Origin of the sequence: Streptomyces sp. NPDC046860 (genome assembly GCF_040645115.1) — a bacterium.
GTDB lineage: Bacteria > Actinomycetota > Actinomycetes > Streptomycetales > Streptomycetaceae > Streptomyces.
Window position 1 is genome coordinate 317,226 of record NZ_JBEYXQ010000002.1, and the last position, 18,109, is coordinate 335,334.

Genomic DNA, 18,109 nt, shown 5'->3' on the forward strand with positions numbered 1-18,109 from the left:
GGCTTGCCCGTGACGTTCCTCACCCTGTGCTCCGAACCGACTTGTCGCTCACGCGTCCCACTCGTTTCTCTCGTCTCACGTTTCTCAGTTCCAGCTCACATGGACCACGGCCACGTCGTCCGCGAGGCCGCCGCGCTCCTCGGCCAGGCCCTCGGCGTCGCCGATGAGCCGGTCCACGAAGTCGTCGGGCCCCAGCCCGGCCGCCTCCCGGGCGAGTTCGAGCAGACCCTCCTCGCCGAGGCGCTGCGGGCCCTGGCTCACGTGCCCCTCGAAGAGCCCGTCGGTGAAGAGGACCACGGAGGCGCCCGGCGGCACCTGCAGTTCGGCGACGGGCCAGCGGGCGCCGCCGGGGACGAGGCCCAGCGCCGGTCCGCCCGGCACCTCGACCCAGTCGACGTCCCCCGCACCGCGCCGGAGCAGTCCGTGGTGGCCGGCCCGCACGACGCTGGCCCGGCGTTCGCCGGGGACGGCGGACAGGCTGACCAGGGTGGCGAAGACCTCTTCCCTGGCGCGCTCGGCGACCAGGATCTCCTCCAGGCGGGCCACCTGCTCGGTGCCGGTGATGCCGCTGAGGACTAGTGTGCGCCAGGCTATCCGCAGGGCGACGCCGAGGGCGGCCTCGTCCGGTCCGTGGCCGGAGACGTCGCCGACCAGGGCGTGCACCGTGCCGTCCGCGCTCTGCACGATGTCGTAGAAGTCGCCGCCGAGCAGCGCCTGGGCGCGGCCGGGGCGGTAGCGGGCGACGACCTGGACGCCGTCGGCGCGCAGCAGCGGGCGGGGCAGCAGCCCGCGTTCCAGACGGGCGTTCTCCTGGGCCTGCATCAGGCTGGCCTGGAGCGCGACCGCCGACTGTTCGGCCTGCTTGCGCTGGATCGCGTAGCGGACGGCGCGGCCGAAGAGTTCGGGTTCGACACGGCCCTTGACGAGGTAGTCCTGGGCTCCGGCGGTGACCGCGGCGAGCCCGGTCTGCTCCTCGGCCAGGCCGGTGAGGACGACGATGGCCACCCGGTCGGCGCGTGCCTTGACCAGGGAGACCGCTTCGAGGCCGCTCGCGTCGGGCAGGTGCAGGTCGAGCAGGACGCAGTCGGGGCGCTCGGTCGCGAGCACCTCGGCGGCCTCGGCCATCGAGCGCACCCAGCGCAGCCGCATCTTCAGGGCGCTGTCGGCGACCAGTTCCTCGACCAGCAGCGCGTCGCCCGGATCGTCCTCGATCAGGAGCACGGACGGCTGCCGCTCGTCCCACACCGGCTCGACACCTGTTCCGGCCACCGGCGTCAGCTCATCGGCCTCAGCCCGTGACGTCACCATGGTCTCGCCCTTTCGCCCCACTCGTGCCGCCCGACGTAAGAAGTTGTCGACCGACAACATTGGATGAGCATACTCAGTGTGAAGATCCGGGCGTGACCAGTCCGGGTGACATCATTCACCCATCCGGACCGGGAGGCGAGGCGCGGGTGCGCGAAGGGCACGCGGTTCAGCCTTCGAAGCGGTACCCCATGCCCGGTTCGGTGATCAGATACCGGGGGTGGGAGGGGTCCGCCTCCAGCTTGCGGCGGAGCTGGGCCATGTACACGCGCAGGTAGTTGGTCCTGTCGCTCAGGGAGACACCCCAGACCTCGCGCAGCAGGTGCTTCTGGCTGACCAGGCGGCCGGGGCTGGTGACGAGGATCTCCAGCAGATGCCATTCGGTCGGGGTGAGTCGGATGTCACGCCCGCCGCGCACGGCCTTCTTGGCGGCCAGGTCGAGGGTGAAGTCCGCCGTGCGGACCAGCGTGGTCTCCGGGGGCGTGCGGCACTCCTCGGTGCGGCGGACCGCGGCGCGCAGCCGGGCGAGCAGTTCGTCCATGCTGAACGGCTTGGTGACGTAGTCGTCGGCCCCGGCGTCCAGGGCGGCGACCTTCTCCTCGGACGCCTGGCGGGCGGAGAGGACGAGGATCGGCACGCGGCTGCGGGACGCGCGCAGGGACCTGATGACCTCGGCGCCGTCCATGTCGGGCAGTCCGAGGTCGAGCACGACTACGTCCGGCACCTGGTCCGCCGCCAGCCGCAGCGCCGTGGCGCCGTCCGGGGCGGCGTCGACGGCGTACCGGCGGGCCTGGAGGTTGATCACGAGGGCCCGTACGAGCTGCGGGTCGTCCTCCACCACGAGCACCCGGGTCATGGACGCGCGCCCTCCTGTCGTACGCCGCCGCGGATCAACGGCAGCAACTTACGTCATACGTGCGGGATTCGGGGGTGCGGGGCGGCCCGGACCCTCCTTGTCCAGCCGCCGCACGGGCCGTTCCCCCGCACGAGCGCGTCTCCCCCGATCGAACGAGTTTGAGAACGGCACCCCTTGGCGCGCGGGGCCGACCGGGCGGCGCGAACGCGTGTTCCGGAATTCGTCGCGGAAAAGCCGTGACAAGGCCGGTGTCCGGCGCGTTTTTAGAGCACCAGTACCACTCGCCCCTCAGACGGAGGACGCCATGCATCCCGCACCGACCCGCGCACCGCGCGCCTCCGCATTCGAACACCGGGTCCGGGCCGGTCTGGTCCGTACGGCCGTACCCGGACGGGGGCGTACGGCATGAGCGGGTTCGCGCCGGGAGGCGCCCGCATCACCTGCCGTGCGCTCGTCGTCGACCGGGAGCGGCGCGCCCTGCACGTCCGGGACGGGGCCGGGGGTCCGTTCGTACTCCCGGCCGCCCGGGCCGGGGAGGGCGACCGCACGCTGCTCGCGGCGGCGCTGCGCGCGGTCACGGAGCGGACCCGGCTCGCACCGGGCGACCTGTGCCTGACACCCCGATTACTGACCTCTCCGGTCCATGTCGAAGCCACGGGCCCGGCCTGCCTCACGTTCACCTTCGTGCTGTACCTGGCCCGCGAACTGGCCGAACCCCTGCCCGGCGCCGACTGGCTGCCCCTGGAGAAGCTCGAACCGCCGGCGCCGGCGGAGCGGTTGAGCGCGGCGGGGCTCGACGGCAGCCCGGCGCCGGTGAACTCCTCGGCGCTGATCCACGACGGCGGGGGCCGCTACCTCCTCCACCTGCGCGACAACGCACCCGGCATCCCTGAGCCCGGCGCCTTCGCCCTGCTCGGCGGCGGCCGGGAGCCCGGGGACCGCACCCCGGAGGACACCCTCCGCCCCGACGAGCTGCACCGGCTGCGGCTGGACCCCGGGACCCGCGCGCTCCTGCTGCGCCACGCGGCCCGCTCCGCGCCTCCGCCGGCCGTCGGAGCGGTCCCCCGCCCGGCGAAGGCCCCCGACGCGCGCGGTACCGAACCCAACATCGTCGGCGCCCATCTCTACGCGGAGGACGGCGACGGCCGCGTGCTGCTCGGTCTTCGCCATCCCGGCTCGGCGTTCGCCGGGTCCACCTGGCACTTCCTGGCCGGGCACTGCGAGCGGGAGTCCGCCGTCACGTGCCTGGTGCGGGAGGCGTACGAAGAGGCCGGCCTGGTCATCGACCCCGCCGACGTGGACCTGGCCCATGTGGTGCACGTGCTGAACGGCCCGGCGGCGCGGCCACGCCTCCAACTCGTCTTCCGGGCCCGCCGCTGGCAGGGGACACCCCGGCTGAGGGAGCCGGACAAGTGCCTGGAATGGCGCTGGTGGGCCCCGGACGGGCTGCCGGAGAAGCTCGTCCCCTACACCCGCGTGGCCATCGACGGCATCCGCGCGGGCCGGGCCTACTCGGAGCTGGGCTGGTGCCCGGCATGAGCGGGCGGCGCCACACCGTGCCGGTCGACGTCCACCTGATCCTGCGCCGGGAGAGCGGCACGGGTCCCGAGGTGCTGGTGTCACGGCGGGCGGGGGCGGTGTACGCGGCGGGGCTCTGGCATCTGCCCTCCGGGCACCTGGACGGTCCGCACGAGGACATGACCGGCGCGCTGATCCGGGAGGCCCGGGAGGAGACCGGTGTCGTCGTCGGCCGGGCGGACGTGCGCGCGGCGGTCGGCGTCCACCACCGGGCCCCCGGCGGGGACGCCCGGGTCGGCTTCTTCTTCGAGGTCCTGCGGTGGGCGGGCGAACCCCGCCTGATGGAGCCGCACCTCTGCGACGCCATGACCTGGGCCCGGCTGGACGCGCTGCCCGACCCGATGGTGGCGTACTGCCGGGCCGGACTGGACGCCTACCGGGCCGGTGACCACCTGGCCGTGCACTTCCAGCACCCCGGCGACCCGGTCGCCCACGACGTGACGGCCGACCGGCTCCGCGTCGTCCCCGACACCACTTCCCCGCCGCCTCCGCAGGGTTCGGCACCGGGCCGGCCCGCCGCACCCCCTGGAGACGCCTCGTGAACAGCGAAGCCCTGCACGCCCGCCCGCAGCACTCCGGCAGCGCGCCCTCAAAGCCCGCCGTCCGGCCCGCCACCCCCGCCGACGCGGAGGGGATCGTCCGGCTCCGGTCCGCCTTCGTGCTCGGCGAGCCGCTGACGCGGGAGTGGATCGCCCGTTCCGGCGCCGGACTGGCCGCCCGGCTCGCCCCCGGCGGCGACGCCCGCGCCCGCGTCGTCGACGCCCCGGACGGCACCCTCGCGTCCTGCGCGCTCGCGCTGGTCCACTCCGTGCTGCCGGAACCGGCCTCGCCCTCGGGGCGTGCCGCCCGCGTGCACGCCGTCGCCACGCATCCCTCCTGGCGCCGCCGGGGATTCGGCCAGGCGGCGCTGACCGCGCTGCTCGGCGGGCTCCGGGCGGAGCGGGTGTCCCCCGTCGACGCGGACGTGCCCGGCGCGGCGGCGGCGCTCTTCCGTGCCTCGGGATTCTGCGGCAGCCTGGCGCCCATGCGGATGACATGGCCGGAGCCGCCGCTCCGGGGCCGGGTGGACGAGAAGACCGGCCATGTCTGGCTGCCGCCGGAGCAGTACGCCGAGACGGTCATGAAGGCGACCGGCTTCGCCTGCGTCCTCTTCACCGACGGCCGGGAACGGCCGGTGCAGCTGCACGGGGTGTACAGCCCGACCCACCCGTGGCAGCTGGTGGGCGGCACGATGGACCCGGGCGAGCGGCCCTGGGAGACGGCCGTGCGCGAGTGCCGGGAGGAGACCGGCATCGAGCTGGGCGGACCTCCGAAGCTGCTGGCCACGGTGTACGGACTGCCGGGCGCCGAGTGGCCGTACAGCACCATGGGACTGGTCTTCGACGGCGGGCGGCTGGACGAGGCCCGTATCCGGGACATCCGGCTCGACCCTCGTGAGCACGACGAGGTGCGGGTGCTGCCGCTGGAGCGATGGCGGCCTCTGATGCCGCCTCGGGACTTCGCGCGGCTCCGCGCGGTGCTGGAGGCCCGCCGTACCGGCGTGGCCGCCTACTTCGACACCTGGGACTGGGGGACGCAATGAGCATCGTTCTGATGGCGGACCGGCGGGTGGCGGCGGTCCCGGTGCGGGAGTGCGGCGAACCGCTGGTGGACGTCCGGGCGCACGGCGCCCTCCGGGTCGACCCGCGCAGGCAGGACGCCGCGGGCGCCTTCGCCCATCTGCGCCCGGGGGTGCTGCACCGCCTGCTGCACGCCCAGTCGCTCCTGCCGGACGGCCTGCGGCTGCTGTACGTCGAGGGGTACCGGCCACCCGCCCTGCAGCGGCGGTACTTCGACGAGTACAGCGACGTGCTCGGCCGGGACAACCCCGACTGGCCCCCGTCGCGCGTGCGGGAGGCGGCCAGCCGTTACGTCTCCCCGCCGGAGATGGCCCCGCACGGCGCGGGAGCGGCCGTGGACCTGACCCTGATGAGCGCCGACGGCCGCGAACTGGACCTGGGCACCCGGCTGAACGCCGATCCCGAGGAGAGCGAGGGCGCCTGCTACACCTCGGCGACGAACATCAGCTCCGAGGCCAGGGCCAACCGGGACATCCTGGCCGGCACGCTGTCGGAGGCCGGGCTGGTCAACTACGCCACGGAGTGGTGGCACTGGAGCTGGGGCGACCGCTACTGGGCCCTCCAGACGAACAACCCCACCGCCCCCTACGGTCCGACCGGCCTGGACCGGTGAACCCCGGCCCCCGTCAGTCGGCGTCGGTGGGCAGTGAGAGCCCCCGGTAGACCTGGTCGAGGACGGTCGGCAGCAGGGCGTTGGCCGTGGTGCGGCCTCCGGGCGAGAGGGTCAGGTTGGTCCAGATGACGAGGGTGACGTCGTGGTCCGGGTCGTGGCCGATGAAGGAGTTGAAGCCGGGGAGTTCGCCGCCGTGGTAGTACATCGCGGCGTTCGGGCCGAACCGCTGGTGGGTGATGCCGTATCCGTAGCTCTGCCCGCCGGGCGGTGCCGAGGGGTCCTCGGCGCGCGGGCTGTCCAGCCACTGCCGTTGGTGCGCGGCGTCGAACACCTTGCCCGTCACCAGCGCCCTGATCCAGGCGGCCAGGTCGTCCGCGGTCGAGACGGCGCCTCCGGCCGCGGTGGCGTACGACGGGTTCTGGTGGGTGTAGTCGCGGGGCGGGAGTTCCCCGGAGCGCGCCGCCGCCTCCAGACGGGCGGGGTAGGGCCGGTCGGTCAGCGCGTAGGCGGTGCCGCCCCACATGTAGCCGTGGGCGTAGGGGTCCGGCAGGGAGGTGTCGGTGATGCCCGGCAGGGAGGTGCCCGTCAGGCCGAGGGGGGCGAGGAGCCGGTCACGGAACTGCCGTGCCAGGGGCGCGCCGCCCGCCTGCTCGGCGACGAGGCCCAGCAGGGCGTAGTTGGTGTTGCTGTACTCGTAGGCCGTGCCGGGGGCGAAGTTGGCCGGGTGCCGGAAGGCGAGGGCCAGCATCTCGCGCGGGGTGCGGGCCGCCGCGGGATCGGCGTCCAGGGAGGCGGCGAGCCGGGGGTCCTCGGTGTAGTTGTAGAGGCCGCTGCGCATCCTGAGCAGTTGGGCGAGGGTGATGTGGTCGCCGTTCGGGACGCCGGAGACGTGGCGGGAGACCGGGTCGGAGAGCCGGAGCCTGCCGTCCTGGGCGAGCAGCAGGATCAGCGCCGCGGTCATGGTCTTGGTGTTGGAGGCGATCCTGAAGTGCTCGGAGGTGGTGGGCGCCCGTCCGCCGCCCAGCCGGCTCGTGCCGACGGTCACCCGGTAGGTGCCCTGCGGGGTGCGGAGCAGGACGACAGCGCCGGGCACCTTGAGCCTGGCCGCCGCCCGTTCGACGGCGGTGCGGAGGGCGGCCTGGTCCACGGGTCTGAGCGCGGGGTCGGCGGACGCGGCGGTCGCGGATGCGGTGGTCGCGGATGCGGCGGCCACGACCGGGGCGCCGGAGAACACCGGCGGTCCCGCACCCGTCGACAGGAGGCACCCCGCGGCCAGCAGGGCCGCGTACGGCGTCGTGCGGGGCATGCGGCGCTTCGCGCGCCGCGCGTGTCCCGCTCCGCGAATCCTCATCCCGTCGTCACTGTCCTGACGGTCTCGCAGGTGCCTCTGGCGTTCTCGCAGGTACGCATCGAACAGAGCACCCAATCTTACCAGCCGAGCCCCGCCAAGCAGGCATATAAGCCGCATATCGCGCTCTCGCTGGCATAGTGCCGCCATGACCCTCACGCCCCGTAGGAACGACTCGCGGCGGGGCGGCGGCCGCCATCGCACGGCCCTCGCCCTGGTCTGCGCCCTGGGGATCGCGGGCGGCGTCGTCCTGGCGCTCGACCCGTCCCCGGACGAGCCCCGCACCCCCGCTCCCCCCGGCCACCCCGCGCCCCGCCCCTCGGAGGCGCCCTCCCCCGGCGCGCCCGGCATCGGCGACCCGCTCATGCCGCTGGACGGGAACGGCGGCTACACGGTCCGCCGCTACACCCTGGACTTCGACTGGCAGGCCCCCCGGACGCCCTTCCCCGCGACCACCACGATCAGCGCCACCGCGACCCAGGCCCTCTCCCGCTTCGACCTCGACTTCGCGGGCAACACCCTGCGCGGCGTCACCGTCGACGGCGCGCCCGCGCGCACCGTGCGCCGGGGGGACGAGCTGATCGTGACCCCGGCCCGGCCGGTCGCGCGCGGGCGCGCCTTCACCGTGCGGGTCTCCTACACCGCCGATCCCTCGCAGCGGCGGCACCGCACCGACGCCATCCAGGACTACGGCTGGGTTCCCACGGCCGACGGCACGGTGCTGTCGCCGCAGCCGAACGGCGCCAGGATGATCTTCCCGGCGAACGACCATCCCAGCCTGCGGGCGCCGTTCACCTTCCACGTCACCACCCCGCCCGGCCTGACGGCCGTGGCCAACGGACGGCTCGTCAACCGCGCTCCCCAGCGCGACGGCAGGGTCCGGTGGACGTACGACTCCGAGCATCCGGTCGCCCCGCAGCTGGTGCAGCTGGCCATCGGCCGGTTCGACGTGGTCGACGGCACCGGCCCGCACGGGCTGCCCCTGCGCGACGTCGTGCCCCGGGGGCTGGTGGCGAGCACCGAGGCGTACCGGTCCCTGACGCCGGACCACCTGACCTGGCTGGAGAAGCGGCTCGGCCCCTACCCGTTCCGGCGTTACGGCGTGCTGGTCGGCGACTCCGAGCTGCCGGTGGCGCTGGAGACGCAGTCCCTGTCGGTGGTGCCGAGCGCCGATCTGCTGGGGGATCAGGTCGGTGCGGACCGGAACCTCGTGCACGAGCTGGCGCATCACTGGACCGGGGACAGCGTGGCGATCCGCCGCTGGTCCGACCTGTGGCTGAGCGAGGGTCACGCCCGGTTCTACGAGCTGCTGTACGCCGACACGCGGGGCGGTCCGAGCCTGGAGGACATGATGCGTTCGGCGTACGAGCAGCACGACCAGTGGCGGCACGACGACGGCGCGCCCGCCGAGCCGCACGAGGAGGGTCTGTTCCGTCAGATGCGTTACGACGGCTCGGCGCTGGTGCTGTACGCGCTGCGGGAGAAGGTCGGCGCCGAGACCTTCGAGCGCGTCGAGAAGGCGTGGGTGACGGCGTATCGGGGCCGGGTGGCCGGTACCCGGGACTTCGTCAGGCTCGCCTCGAAGGTGGCGGGCGAGGACCTGACGGGCTTTCTGACTCCTTGGCTGTACGGGTCGCACACCCCGCCCATGCCGGGACGGCCCGACTGGCGGGTGGACCCGGTCGAGGAGGAGTGAACCGCTGCCCCCACCCGGCGGGGTCCGCTGCCGCCGACCGGGTGGCCTGGGCGCGGGGGCTGGTCCACGCCAGTGACGCTCGGCGCGACGCGGCGCCCGAGGCAAGGAAACGTGGCGGAGGTGACATGCGGGGCGCGCCCTCGTTCGCGCCCTGGCCGCATGTTCCGGCCGCGCCGAGCCTCGTTGGAGCCACCGTATGAGAAAACGCGTCGCCCCCCGCCTGTCCACTGCCATGCGCGGGCACCGGCGGATCGTCTGCGTGACCGCCGCGTCGGCGGCGCTTCTGGTGCCCTTGCTCATCGACCGCCCGGACGACTCCGGGCCCCCCGACCGGCGTCTCCAGGACGACTACACGGCGGCGGCGGACGAGTTCCACGTCCCGCGCGGTGTCCTCATGGGGGTGTCCTACCTGCAGTCGCGGTGGGACTCCCACCAGGGGGCGCCGAGCGTCGTCGGCGGCTACGGGCCGATGCACCTGGTGGACTCCGCCGGGCTGCCGGCCGAGACTCCGCCGCACCATGTGACGCCTCATCCGAAGGTGCGGAAGGCAAGCCCGTCCCCGGCGCAGAAGGCAGCCGAGGCCGCGCTGCGCTCGGCCGACCTGCGGCGGGCGGCCGTTCTGGTCGGTCTGCCGGTGGAGCGGCTGCGCACGGAGGACGCGGCCAACGTGCGCGGCGGCGCGGCGCTGCTCGCGGAGGCCCAGCGGAGTCTGGGCAAGCCGCTGAGCACGGACCCGGCCGACTGGTGGGACGCGGTGTCGCGCTTCCCGGGCACGACCGACGCCGGCTCGGCGGCGGCGTACGCCAACGACGTCTTCGACATCATCCGCCGGGGCGCGGACCGCGTCACCGACGCCGGTCAGCATGTGGTCCTGGCCGCGAGCCCCCGGGTGCGCCCGCACGCCGGTGCGGCCGGCGCGTCCCGCTCGAAGAACGTGGAGTGCCCGGCGGAGCTGCCGTGTTCGTGGCTGAGCGCGCCCTACGTCAGGATCGACGACGAGGCGTACGGCAACCACGACCTGGCCGACCGGCCCAAGGACCAGCGGATCGAGTACATCGTCATCCACGACACCGAGGCGCCGCTGGCCTCGATGCTGCTGACCGTCCAGGACCCGACGGAGGCGTCCTGGCACTACTCGATCCGCTCCAGCGACGGCAGTGTCACCCAGCACGTCAGGACCAAGGACGCGGCCTGGCACTCGGGCAGCCAGTTCGTGAACGGCCGCTCGATCGGCATCGAGCACGAGGGCTTCCTGCGGCAGCCGAACGCCTGGTACACGGAGCAGATGTATCGTTCCTCCGCCCGGCTGGTGCGGTATCTGACGAAGCGGTACGACATTCCGCTGGACCGTCAGCACATCTTCGGCCACGACAACGTGCCCGCGCCGACCGAGGAGACCATCCCGGACATGCACGACGACCCCGGTCCGTTCTGGGACTGGCGGCACTACTTCGACCTGCTGGGCGCGCCGCTGAAGGCCACGGCGGGGCCGGACAGCGACACGGTGATGATCCTTCCGGAGTACGCCAAGCACCGGCCGGTGTTCACCGGGTGCGTGGAGAGCGGCGAGAAGTGCGCGCCGCACGGCTCCAGCGCGGTCCGGCTGCACACCGAGCCCAGCGAGGACTCCTCCCTGATCCAGGACCCCGGCCGCAAGCCGGACGGCGACGACACCACGGTGGACGTCAACGATCTGGGCTCGCGGGTGTCCGCCGGGCAGCTCTTCGCGGTGGCCGGGCGGCAGGGCGACTGGACGGCGATCTGGTTCCAGGGCCACAAGGCGTGGTTCAAGAACCCGAAGGACCAGCCGACCGCCGTGGGCGCGCGGGCCCGGACGGTGACGCCGAAGGAGGGCCGCCACGAGATCCCGGTGTTCGGGCGGGCGCTGCCGGAGGAGTCGGCCTACCCGGAGGGGATGGACGAGCAGCAGGAGGCGCCGCTGCCGTACACGATCGACGAGGGGCAGCGGTACGTGACGCAGTCCCGTGTCCAGGGCTCGTACATCGACCGCTCCTCGTTCGGTGACAGCCCGGCACCGGTGGTGCGGGGGCAGGAGGAGTACTACGAGATCCAGCTCGACCACCGGCTGGCCTACGTCCGGGCGAGCGACGTGGACGTGCAGGAGCCTCCTGCGGCCGCGGGCGCGCCGAAGAAGGGCACGGCGAAGTCCGGGAAGTGACACAGCGCGGCCGGGGCAGTCCCACCCCTTTCGATGACCGCCCCGGCCGCGTGGTGAACGTCCTCGGTCACCGCCGACCGCTGGACTGGCTCCCGGTGAGCACCCAGACTGGGGGTGTCGGACGCCCCGATCTTCCTGGACGGTGACCGTGGAGACGCAAGACAGCCGGCGGGTGGAGTTCACTCCGGAGGCGGCCGGGCTGGTAAGGCGGCTGAGCGAGCAGCACGGTCCGCTGATGTTCCACCAGTCCGGCGGCTGCTGCGACGGCAGCGCCCCCATGTGCTACCCCGAGGGCGAGTTCCGCACCGGTGACTCCGACGTCCTGCTGGCCGAGCTGACGGTGGACGGCGTCGCGGAACCGGTCGGCTTCTGGATGTCGAAGTCCCAGTACGACCTCTGGAGCCACACCCGCCTCATCGTGGACGTGGTGCCCGGCCGGGGCAGCGGCTTCTCCCTGGAGGCCCCGGAGGGCGTCCGCTTCCTGATCCGCTCACGGGTGATCGACGCCTAGGGCTGCCGCGTCACGGCCGCAGTCCGCTCACCAGGTCCGCCGTGGCCGTGAGGCCGCTGCTGATGGTGGGGGCCATGCTGGTGCTGGCCAGGTAGAAGCCGAGCAGCATGCAGACCAGGGCGTGCGAGATCTTCAGGGCGCCGTTGCGCATGAAGACCACGGCCAGGATCAGGAGCAGCAGCACCACTGAGATGGAAACAGCCATCGGAACCTCCTCCGCCACGCCCGGTGTGCGGCGTTCGGCCGCAAGTGTGGCGTAGCGGAGGCTGGTTCCGGGGCGCTGACGTGTCCCCCGTACGGGTGGTGTCAGCCCGACGCGGGAACCGGGAGGTCCGCCAGTGCCGCGAGGGCCTCGCGGTGGGCGCCCGCGCTGCCGTGGGCGAGGGAGTCGGCCTTGGCCCGCTTCAGGTACAGGTGGACCGGGTGTTCCCAGGTCATGCCGAGCCCGCCGTGAAGTTGCACCGCCTCCTCGGTGGCCCGGACGGCCACGGGAGAGGCGTAGGACTGCGCGACGGCCACCGTGAGGTCGGTGTCGGTGCCCGTGGTGAGGGCGTCGGCGGCGGCGCGGGCGGCCGCGCGGAGGTTGACCACCTCCAGCCAGAGCTGGGCGAGCCGGTGCTTGATCGCCTGGAATCCGCCGACCGGCCGGTTGAACTGCTTGCGCTCCTTCAGATAGCGCACGGTCTCGGTCAACGCCCAGTCGGCGACGCCCCATTGCTCGGAGGCGAGCAGTCCCGCACCGGCCCGCAGCGCGCGCCGCACGGCGGGCTCGGCGGGGCCGAGGCGGCGGCCGGGGGCTCCGTCGAGGGTGACGGTGGCGAGCGGGCGGGTGAGGTCGAGCGCGGTCCGCGGGGTGATCGTGACGGCGTCGGCGGCCACGGCGTACAGGCCGCCGTCGTCGGCCGGGACGAGCAGCACGTCGGCGGCGACGGCGTCCGCGACGGAGGTGAACTCCCCGTGCAGCGAGCCGTTCTCGACGCGCGCGGTGGTGAAGGCGGCGCCGGGTGCGGTGGTCAGGGCGACGGCCAGCGCGGCCACGGTGCGGCCGGAGGCCAGTCGCCCGAGCAGCTCGTCGTCGGCGCAGGCGAGCAGCGCCTCCGTGGCGACCACGGCACTGGTGAGGTAGGGCACCGGGGCGACGGCCCGGCCCAGCTCCTCCAGCACGACGGCCGCCTCGCGGTGGGTGGCGCCCTGGCCGCCCCGCGCCTCGGGGATCAGCAGTCCGGCCAGGCCCATGCCCTCGGCGAGCTGCTTCCACAGGGCGGGGTCGTGCGGGGTGTCCGACTCGGTGCGGGCGATCACCGCGGCGGGCCCGCAGTGGTCGGTGAGCAGGTCGCGTACGGCGGCGCGCAGCGCCTCCTCCTCCTCGGAGTACAGGAGGTCGGGCTCGGCGTTCGTCGTGCTCATCGGGCCAGGTCCTTCCAGGGGACGTCCTTGTCGGTGCGCGGTTCGGCGGGCAGGCCGAGGACGCGCTCGGCGACGATGTTCAGCAGGACCTCGCTGGTCCCGCCCTCGATGCTGTTGCCCTTGGAGCGCAGGTAGCGGTACCCGGCGTCGCGTCCGGTGAAGTCGACCAGTTCGGGACGGCGCATGGTCCAGTCGTCGTACAGCAGCCCTTCCTCGCCCCGGAGTTCGACCTCCAGGCCGCTGATCTCCTGGTTGAGGCGGGCGAAGGCGAGCTTCATGCCGGAGCCCTCGTAGCCGGGCTGGCCGGCGTTGAGCTGCTGGCGCAGGCGTTCGGCGGTGAGGCGGGAGACCTCGGCCTCGACCCAGAGCTTCAGCAGCCGCTGGTGCAGGTCGTGGGTGCGCAGCTCGGCGCGTTCCCGCCAGGTCCTGGCCACGGGCCCGATCATGCCGCCCTCGCGGGGCAGGCGCATGCCGCCGATGGAGACGCGTTCGTTCATCAGCGTGGTCTGCGCGACCCGCCAGCCGTCGCCGACCTCGCCGAGGCGGTGGTCGTCGGGGATGCGGACGCCGGTGAGGAAGACCTCGTTGAACTCGGCCTCGCCGGTGATCTGGCGCAGCGGCCGCACCTCGACGCCGGGGTCGGTCATGTCGCAGATGAAGTACGTGATGCCCGCGTGCTTCGGCGCGTCCGGGTCGGTGCGGGCGATGAGGATGGCCCAGCGGGCCAGGTGGGCGCTGGAGGTCCACACCTTCTGGCCGTCGACCACCCAGTCTCCCCCGCCCTCGCGCACGGCACGGGTGCCGAGGGCGGCGAGGTCCGACCCGGCACCGGGCTCGCTGAAGAGCTGACACCACACCTCCTCGCCGGTCCACAGCGGGCGCAGGAAGCGGGCCTTCTGCTCGTCGGTGCCGTAGCGCAGCACGGTCGGGGCGGCCATGCCGAGGCCGATGCCGATGCGGCGCGGGTCGTTGTCGGGGGCACCGGCGGCGGCCAGCTCCTCGTCCACGACGGCTTGGAGGGTGCGCGGGGCGCCGAGCCCGCCGAGGCCCTCGGGGTAGTGCACCCAGGCGAGTCCGGCGTCGAAGCGGGCCCGGAGGAAGTCGAGGCGGTCGGTGGTGGCGGGCGGGTGCGCGGCCAGCAACTCACGCGTGCGGCGGCGCAGTTCAGCGGCGTCGGTCATGCGGTGGCTCCGTTCTGCGGCAGGACGGCGATCCGGCCGGTGGTGACGCCGTCGGCGACGCGCTGCACCGCCTCGGCGGCTCCGGCGAGCGGGACCCGCTCGCTGACCAGCGGCTTGATCGCGCCGCGCGCGGCCAGCCCGGTCAGCTCCTCGTGGCAGCGCAGCACCAGCTTGGGGTTCTTGGTGTTGTACAGGCCCCAGTGCAGGCCCACGATCGAGTAGTTCTTGACCAGGGCGTGGTTGAGGGCGGGGCTCGGGATGGTGCCGGACGCGAAGCCGACGACCACGATCCGTCCCTCGAAGGCGACGAGCTTGGCGGACTGCGCGTAGGCGTCACCGCCGACGGGGTCGTAGATCACGTCGGCGCCCTTGCCGCCGGTGGCCTCCTTGACGGCGGCGACCACGTCCTCGGCGCGGCGGTCCACGACGACGTCGCAGCCCAGTTCGCGGGCGACGGCGGCCTTGTCGGCGCCGCCCACGACGCCGATGACCCGTGCCCCGGCGGCCTTGCCGAGCTGGACGGCCGCGCTGCCGACTCCGCCCGCGGCGGCGTGCACCAGCAGGGTCTCGCCCACCTCCAGGTGCGCCCGGCGGTGCAGGCCGAACCAGCCGGTCTGGTAGCCGATGTGCAGGGCGGCCGCCTCGGCGTCGTCCAGCGTCTCGGGCGCGGGCAGCAGCGCGCGGGCGTCGGCGAGCGCGTACTCGGCGAAACCCCCGTGGGGCAGCGCCGGGTTGGCGATGACACGGCGGCCGTCCTCGGTCTCGCCGCAGATCTCCACGCCGGGCGTGAAGGGCAGCGGGGGCCGGATCTGGTACTGGCCCCGGCAGAGCAGGGCGTCCGGGAAGTTGACGTTGGCGGCGCGCACGCGCAGGAGCACCTGGCCGTCGCCGGGGGTGGGGCGTTCCACCTCCGCCAGGCGCATCACCTCGCACGGCTCGCCGTTCTCGTGCACTTGCCATGCCTGCATGCCGGGCCTCCACGGGACTGCGTCGTCTTGAGCGGGGTCCACGGCATACTAAGCGGTCGCTTGCCGATCAGGGAACAGTCTGCCGGGATCAGGGCGACCGGACCCTCAGCCCTCCCCCTCGGCTCGCCGCCCCGCCCGCGCCCGCAGGTGCATCCGCTCGCCCTGCGGCCCGAACAGGCTCAGGAACTCCACCGGGCCGTCCCCGGCCGACCCGAACCAGTGCGGCACCCGGGTGTCGAACTCGGCGGCCTCCCCCGGCCCCAGCACCACGTCATGGTCGCCGAGGACCAGCCGCAGCCGCCCGGAGAGGACGTACAGCCACTCGTACCCCTCGTGGGTGCGCGGGTCCGGCTGCCGGTCGCGGCTCGGTTCGAGCACCTTGTACGCCTGGAGGCCGCCGGGGCGCCGGGTCAGGGGGTAGAAGGTGCGGCCGTCCCGCCTGACCGGCTCGGTGCGCACCCTCGGGTCGCCGACCGGCGGGGCCCCGACCAGTTCGTCCAGCGGGACCCGGTGGGCCTGCGCGATGGGCAGCAGCAGCTCCAGGCTGGGGCGGCGCAGCCCGGACTCCAGCCGGGAGAGGGTGCTGACCGAGATGCCGGTCGTCTCCGACAGCGCGGCCAGGGTCACGTCCCGCTCCTTGCGGATGCGGCGCAGCCTCGGACCCACGGCGGCCAGCACCTCGTCGGTGCCCTCCGCGCCCACGTCGTTCACGTCACTCATGCCCGTATTGCAGATTCGGCAACGCCGTTTGTCAATCCGGCAGGGCGGCCGGTCCGGCGTCGCGGGTGTGCGCCCGGCCGTGCCGGTGCACCATGGCTGCATGCTGCTCACCCGGCTCGCGGAGGTGTCGGGTCAGGTCGCCGCGACGGCGTCCCGGACCCGCAAGAGGGATCTGCTCGCGGAACTGTTCCGGGAAGCGGAACCGGACGACGTCCCGGTGGTCATCCCGTATCTGGCGGGTCACCTGCCGCAGGGCCGGATCGGCGTCGGCTGGAAGGTGCTCGGCCGCGAGGTGCCGCCCGCCGCCGAGCCGACCCTCACCGTGCGCGGGGTGGACGCCCTGCTGAGCGAGCTGGCCTCGGTGTCCGGCGCCGGCTCCCAGGCCGAGCGGGCGCGGATCGTCAGGGAGCTGATGGGCGCGGCCACCGGGGACGAACAGCGCTTCCTGCGCGGCCTGCTGACCGGGGAGGTCCGCCAGGGCGCCCTGGACGCGCTGGCCGTGGAGGGGCTGGCCCGCGCGACGGACGCCGACCCCGCGGCGGTGCGGCGGGCGGTGATGCTCGCCGGGTCGCTCCGGACCGTCGCCCGGGCCCTGCTGGCCGAGGGCCCCGGCGTGCTGGAGGAGTTCCGGCTGACGGTGGGCTGCCCGGTGCTGCCGATGCTGGCCCGCAGCGCCTCCTCGGTCGCGGAGGCGGTGGAGAAGCTGGGGGCGTGCGCGGTGGAGGAGAAGCTCGACGGCATCCGTGTGCAGGTACACCGGGACGGCGGCGAAGTCCGGGTGTACACGCGGACGCTGGACGACATCACCGGCCGGCTGCCGGAGGTGACGGCGGCGGCGCTGGCGCTGCCCGGCGAGCGGTTCGTGCTGGACGGCGAGGTGATCTCCTTCGGGCCGGACGGGCGGCCCCGCTCCTTCCAGGAGACGGCGGGACGGGTCGGCTCCCGGGTGGACGTGGCCCGGGCGGCCGGGGAGGTCCCGGTCTCCCCCGTGTTCTTCGACGCCCTGTCGGTCGGCGGCCGGGACCTGCTGGACCTGCCGTTCACCGAGCGGCACGCCGAGCTGGCCCGGCTGGTGCCGGAGCCGATGCGGGTGCGCCGGGCACTGGTGGCCGGTCCCGAGGACACCGGCGCGGCGGAGGAGTTCCTGGCCGGGACCCTGGCGCGGGGCCACGAGGGCGTGGTGGCCAAGGGGCTCGACGCGCAGTACAGCGCGGGCAGGCGCGGCGCCTCCTGGCTGAAGGTCAAGCCCGTGCACACCCTCGATCTGGTGGTGCTGGCCGCCGAGTGGGGCCACGGCCGCCGCACCGGCAGGCTCTCCAACCTCCACCTGGCCGCCCGCACGGCCGACGGGGGTTACGCGATGCTCGGCAAGACCTTCAAGGGCATGACCGACGCCATGCTGGCCTGGCAGACCGAACGGCTCGGCGGACTCGCGGTGGAGGAGAAGTCCTGGGGCGTGACCGTACGCCCCGAACTCGTCGTGGAGATCGCCTACGACGGACTCCAGCGCTCCACCCGCTACCCCGCCGGGGTGACCCTGCGGTTCGCACGGGTGATCCGCTATCGGGAGGACAAGCGGCCCGAGGACGCCGATACGGTGGAGGCCCTGCTCGCGGCCCACCCGGAGGTCAAGGCGTGACCGTACGTCCGACGAAGCGCAGCGCTGGACTGCTGCTGTTCCGCCACACCGATCACGGGCTGGAAGTGTTGCTCGGCCATATGGGCGGCCCGCTCTGGGCCACGAAGGACGAAGGGGCGTGGTCGGTGCCCAAGGGCGAGTACGAGCCGGACGAACCGGCCTGGGAGGCGGCCCGCCGCGAGTTCCAGGAGGAGCTGGGCATCGCCCCGCCGGACGGCCCGGCCCTGCCGCTCGGCGAGATCACGCAGCGCAGCGGCAAGATCGTCACCGCCTGGGCGGTGGAGGCGGACCTCGATCCGGCGACCGTCGCGCCCGGCACCTTCACCATGGAATGGCCGCCGCACTCGGGACGCGTCCAGGAGTTCCCCGAGCTGGACCGGGTGGCCTGGTTCACCCCGGAGCGGGCCCGGGAGCTGATGGTCTCCGGACAGGGCACGTTTCTCGACCGTCTGGCGGAGCACTCGGGCTGAACAGGGGACCGAGGCGTTG

The 18,109-nt window shown here is 73.8% G+C and carries 17 protein-coding genes; 9 read left to right on the plus strand and 8 right to left on the minus strand.

The genetic code is table 11. The features are described 5' to 3' along the window. Positions 1-84: 84 nt before the first annotated feature. Positions 85-1,308 (minus strand): fused response regulator/phosphatase, encoded by a 1,224-nt coding sequence (locus ABZ898_RS04950; RefSeq protein ID WP_361652834.1) that lies wholly within the window; start codon positions 1,306-1,308, stop codon positions 85-87. 166 nt (positions 1,309-1,474) lie between these two features. Then, complete coding sequence (locus ABZ898_RS04955) at positions 1,475-2,161, minus strand: response regulator transcription factor (RefSeq protein ID WP_361652836.1); 687 nt, start codon at positions 2,159-2,161, stop codon at positions 1,475-1,477. A gap of 405 nt (positions 2,162-2,566) precedes the next feature. Between ABZ898_RS04955 and ABZ898_RS04960 the strand changes: the two genes are divergently transcribed. The 4 genes from ABZ898_RS04960 to ABZ898_RS04975 are packed head-to-tail and all read left to right on the plus strand — an operon-like array spanning position 2,567 to position 5,971. Then, positions 2,567-3,700 (plus strand): NUDIX domain-containing protein, encoded by a 1,134-nt coding sequence (locus tag ABZ898_RS04960; RefSeq protein WP_361652838.1) that lies wholly within the window; start codon positions 2,567-2,569, stop codon positions 3,698-3,700. Beyond that, positions 3,697-4,281: an NUDIX domain-containing protein gene (locus ABZ898_RS04965; RefSeq protein ID WP_361652840.1), complete on the plus strand. Its 585-nt coding sequence runs from the start codon at positions 3,697-3,699 to the stop codon at positions 4,279-4,281. The genes ABZ898_RS04960 and ABZ898_RS04965 overlap by 4 nt, the downstream gene beginning before the upstream one ends. Further along, positions 4,278-5,321 carry a GNAT family N-acetyltransferase gene (locus ABZ898_RS04970; protein ID WP_361652842.1) on the plus strand — a complete coding sequence of 348 codons (1,044 nt, stop codon included), beginning with the start codon at positions 4,278-4,280 and terminating at the stop codon, positions 5,319-5,321. The genes ABZ898_RS04965 and ABZ898_RS04970 overlap by 4 nt, the downstream gene beginning before the upstream one ends. Further along, positions 5,318-5,971 carry a M15 family metallopeptidase gene (locus tag ABZ898_RS04975; protein ID WP_361652844.1) on the plus strand — a complete coding sequence of 218 codons (654 nt, stop codon included), beginning with the start codon at positions 5,318-5,320 and terminating at the stop codon, positions 5,969-5,971. Before ABZ898_RS04970 ends, ABZ898_RS04975 begins: the two co-directional genes overlap by 4 nt. Before the next feature lie 13 nt (positions 5,972-5,984). Here the strand turns inward: ABZ898_RS04975 and ABZ898_RS04980 are convergent, their stop codons facing one another. Next, on the minus strand, positions 5,985-7,277 hold the full coding sequence (locus tag ABZ898_RS04980; RefSeq protein ID WP_361652846.1) for a serine hydrolase domain-containing protein: 1,293 nt from the start codon (positions 7,275-7,277) through the stop codon (positions 5,985-5,987). 190 nt (positions 7,278-7,467) lie between these two features. On the opposite strand from ABZ898_RS04980, the gene ABZ898_RS04985 reads away from it, so the two are divergent. The 3 genes from ABZ898_RS04985 (at position 7,468) to ABZ898_RS04995 (ending at position 11,705) form a co-directional block, all read left to right on the plus strand. Beyond that, the gene (locus ABZ898_RS04985) at positions 7,468-9,015 is read left to right on the plus strand and encodes a M1 family metallopeptidase (RefSeq protein ID WP_361652848.1); all 1,548 of its coding nucleotides are present in this window, start codon (positions 7,468-7,470) and stop codon (positions 9,013-9,015) included. Between the two features lie 196 nt (positions 9,016-9,211). Next, positions 9,212-11,194 carry a peptidoglycan recognition family protein gene (locus tag ABZ898_RS04990; protein ID WP_361652850.1) on the plus strand — a complete coding sequence of 661 codons (1,983 nt, stop codon included), beginning with the start codon at positions 9,212-9,214 and terminating at the stop codon, positions 11,192-11,194. Between the two features lie 148 nt (positions 11,195-11,342). Continuing rightward, the gene (locus ABZ898_RS04995) at positions 11,343-11,705 is read left to right on the plus strand and encodes a DUF779 domain-containing protein (RefSeq protein WP_361652852.1); all 363 of its coding nucleotides are present in this window, start codon (positions 11,343-11,345) and stop codon (positions 11,703-11,705) included. A gap of 10 nt (positions 11,706-11,715) precedes the next feature. Here ABZ898_RS04995 and ABZ898_RS05000 read toward each other — a convergent pair whose 3' ends face one another. The 5 genes from ABZ898_RS05000 to ABZ898_RS05020 form a co-directional block, all read right to left on the minus strand. Continuing rightward, complete coding sequence (locus ABZ898_RS05000) at positions 11,716-11,910, minus strand: hypothetical protein (RefSeq protein WP_030809112.1); 195 nt, start codon at positions 11,908-11,910, stop codon at positions 11,716-11,718. Between the two features lie 101 nt (positions 11,911-12,011). Then, on the minus strand, positions 12,012-13,112 hold the full coding sequence (locus tag ABZ898_RS05005) for an acyl-CoA dehydrogenase family protein (RefSeq protein ID WP_361652854.1): 1,101 nt from the start codon (positions 13,110-13,112) through the stop codon (positions 12,012-12,014). After that, positions 13,109-14,293, minus strand: coding sequence for an acyl-CoA dehydrogenase family protein (locus ABZ898_RS05010; RefSeq protein ID WP_361652856.1), 1,185 nt, complete (start codon positions 14,291-14,293; stop codon positions 13,109-13,111). The genes ABZ898_RS05005 and ABZ898_RS05010 overlap by 4 nt, the downstream gene beginning before the upstream one ends. After that, positions 14,290-15,261, minus strand: coding sequence for an NADPH:quinone oxidoreductase family protein (locus ABZ898_RS05015; RefSeq protein ID WP_361652858.1), 972 nt, complete (start codon positions 15,259-15,261; stop codon positions 14,290-14,292). Before ABZ898_RS05015 ends, ABZ898_RS05010 begins: the two co-directional genes overlap by 4 nt. A gap of 105 nt (positions 15,262-15,366) precedes the next feature. Further along, positions 15,367-15,981, minus strand: coding sequence for an XRE family transcriptional regulator (locus ABZ898_RS05020; RefSeq protein WP_361652860.1), 615 nt, complete (start codon positions 15,979-15,981; stop codon positions 15,367-15,369). Positions 15,982-16,081: 100 nt separating this feature from the next. Here ABZ898_RS05020 and ABZ898_RS05025 point away from each other — a divergent pair, with 100 nt between their 5' ends. Together ABZ898_RS05025 and ABZ898_RS05030 are read left to right on the plus strand one after the other, a co-directional pair. Further along, positions 16,082-17,620, plus strand: coding sequence for an ATP-dependent DNA ligase (locus ABZ898_RS05025; RefSeq protein ID WP_361652862.1), 1,539 nt, complete (start codon positions 16,082-16,084; stop codon positions 17,618-17,620). Next, entirely contained in the window at positions 17,617-18,090 is a 474-nt protein-coding gene (locus tag ABZ898_RS05030; RefSeq protein ID WP_361652863.1) for an NUDIX domain-containing protein, read from the plus strand. The genes ABZ898_RS05025 and ABZ898_RS05030 overlap by 4 nt, the downstream gene beginning before the upstream one ends. Positions 18,091-18,109: the final 19 nt, after the last annotated feature.

Coding starts and splice junctions, on each gene's coding strand:
- ABZ898_RS04950 (WP_361652834.1), bottom strand. CDS start 1,308: ATGGTGACGTCACGGGCTGAGGCCGATGAGCTGACGCCGGTGGCCGGA.
- ABZ898_RS04955 (WP_361652836.1), bottom strand. CDS start 2,161: ATGACCCGGGTGCTCGTGGTGGAGGACGACCCGCAGCTCGTACGGGCC.
- ABZ898_RS04960 (WP_361652838.1), top strand. CDS start 2,567: ATGAGCGGGTTCGCGCCGGGAGGCGCCCGCATCACCTGCCGTGCGCTC.
- ABZ898_RS04965 (WP_361652840.1), top strand. CDS start 3,697: ATGAGCGGGCGGCGCCACACCGTGCCGGTCGACGTCCACCTGATCCTG.
- ABZ898_RS04975 (WP_361652844.1), top strand. CDS start 5,318: ATGAGCATCGTTCTGATGGCGGACCGGCGGGTGGCGGCGGTCCCGGTG.
- ABZ898_RS04980 (WP_361652846.1), bottom strand. CDS start 7,277: ATGCCCCGCACGACGCCGTACGCGGCCCTGCTGGCCGCGGGGTGCCTC.
- ABZ898_RS04985 (WP_361652848.1), top strand. CDS start 7,468: ATGACCCTCACGCCCCGTAGGAACGACTCGCGGCGGGGCGGCGGCCGC.
- ABZ898_RS04990 (WP_361652850.1), top strand. CDS start 9,212: ATGAGAAAACGCGTCGCCCCCCGCCTGTCCACTGCCATGCGCGGGCAC.
- ABZ898_RS05000 (WP_030809112.1), bottom strand. CDS start 11,910: ATGGCTGTTTCCATCTCAGTGGTGCTGCTGCTCCTGATCCTGGCCGTG.
- ABZ898_RS05005 (WP_361652854.1), bottom strand. CDS start 13,112: ATGAGCACGACGAACGCCGAGCCCGACCTCCTGTACTCCGAGGAGGAG.
- ABZ898_RS05010 (WP_361652856.1), bottom strand. CDS start 14,293: ATGACCGACGCCGCTGAACTGCGCCGCCGCACGCGTGAGTTGCTGGCC.
- ABZ898_RS05015 (WP_361652858.1), bottom strand. CDS start 15,261: ATGCAGGCATGGCAAGTGCACGAGAACGGCGAGCCGTGCGAGGTGATG.
- ABZ898_RS05020 (WP_361652860.1), bottom strand. CDS start 15,981: ATGAGTGACGTGAACGACGTGGGCGCGGAGGGCACCGACGAGGTGCTG.
- ABZ898_RS05025 (WP_361652862.1), top strand. CDS start 16,082: ATGCTGCTCACCCGGCTCGCGGAGGTGTCGGGTCAGGTCGCCGCGACG.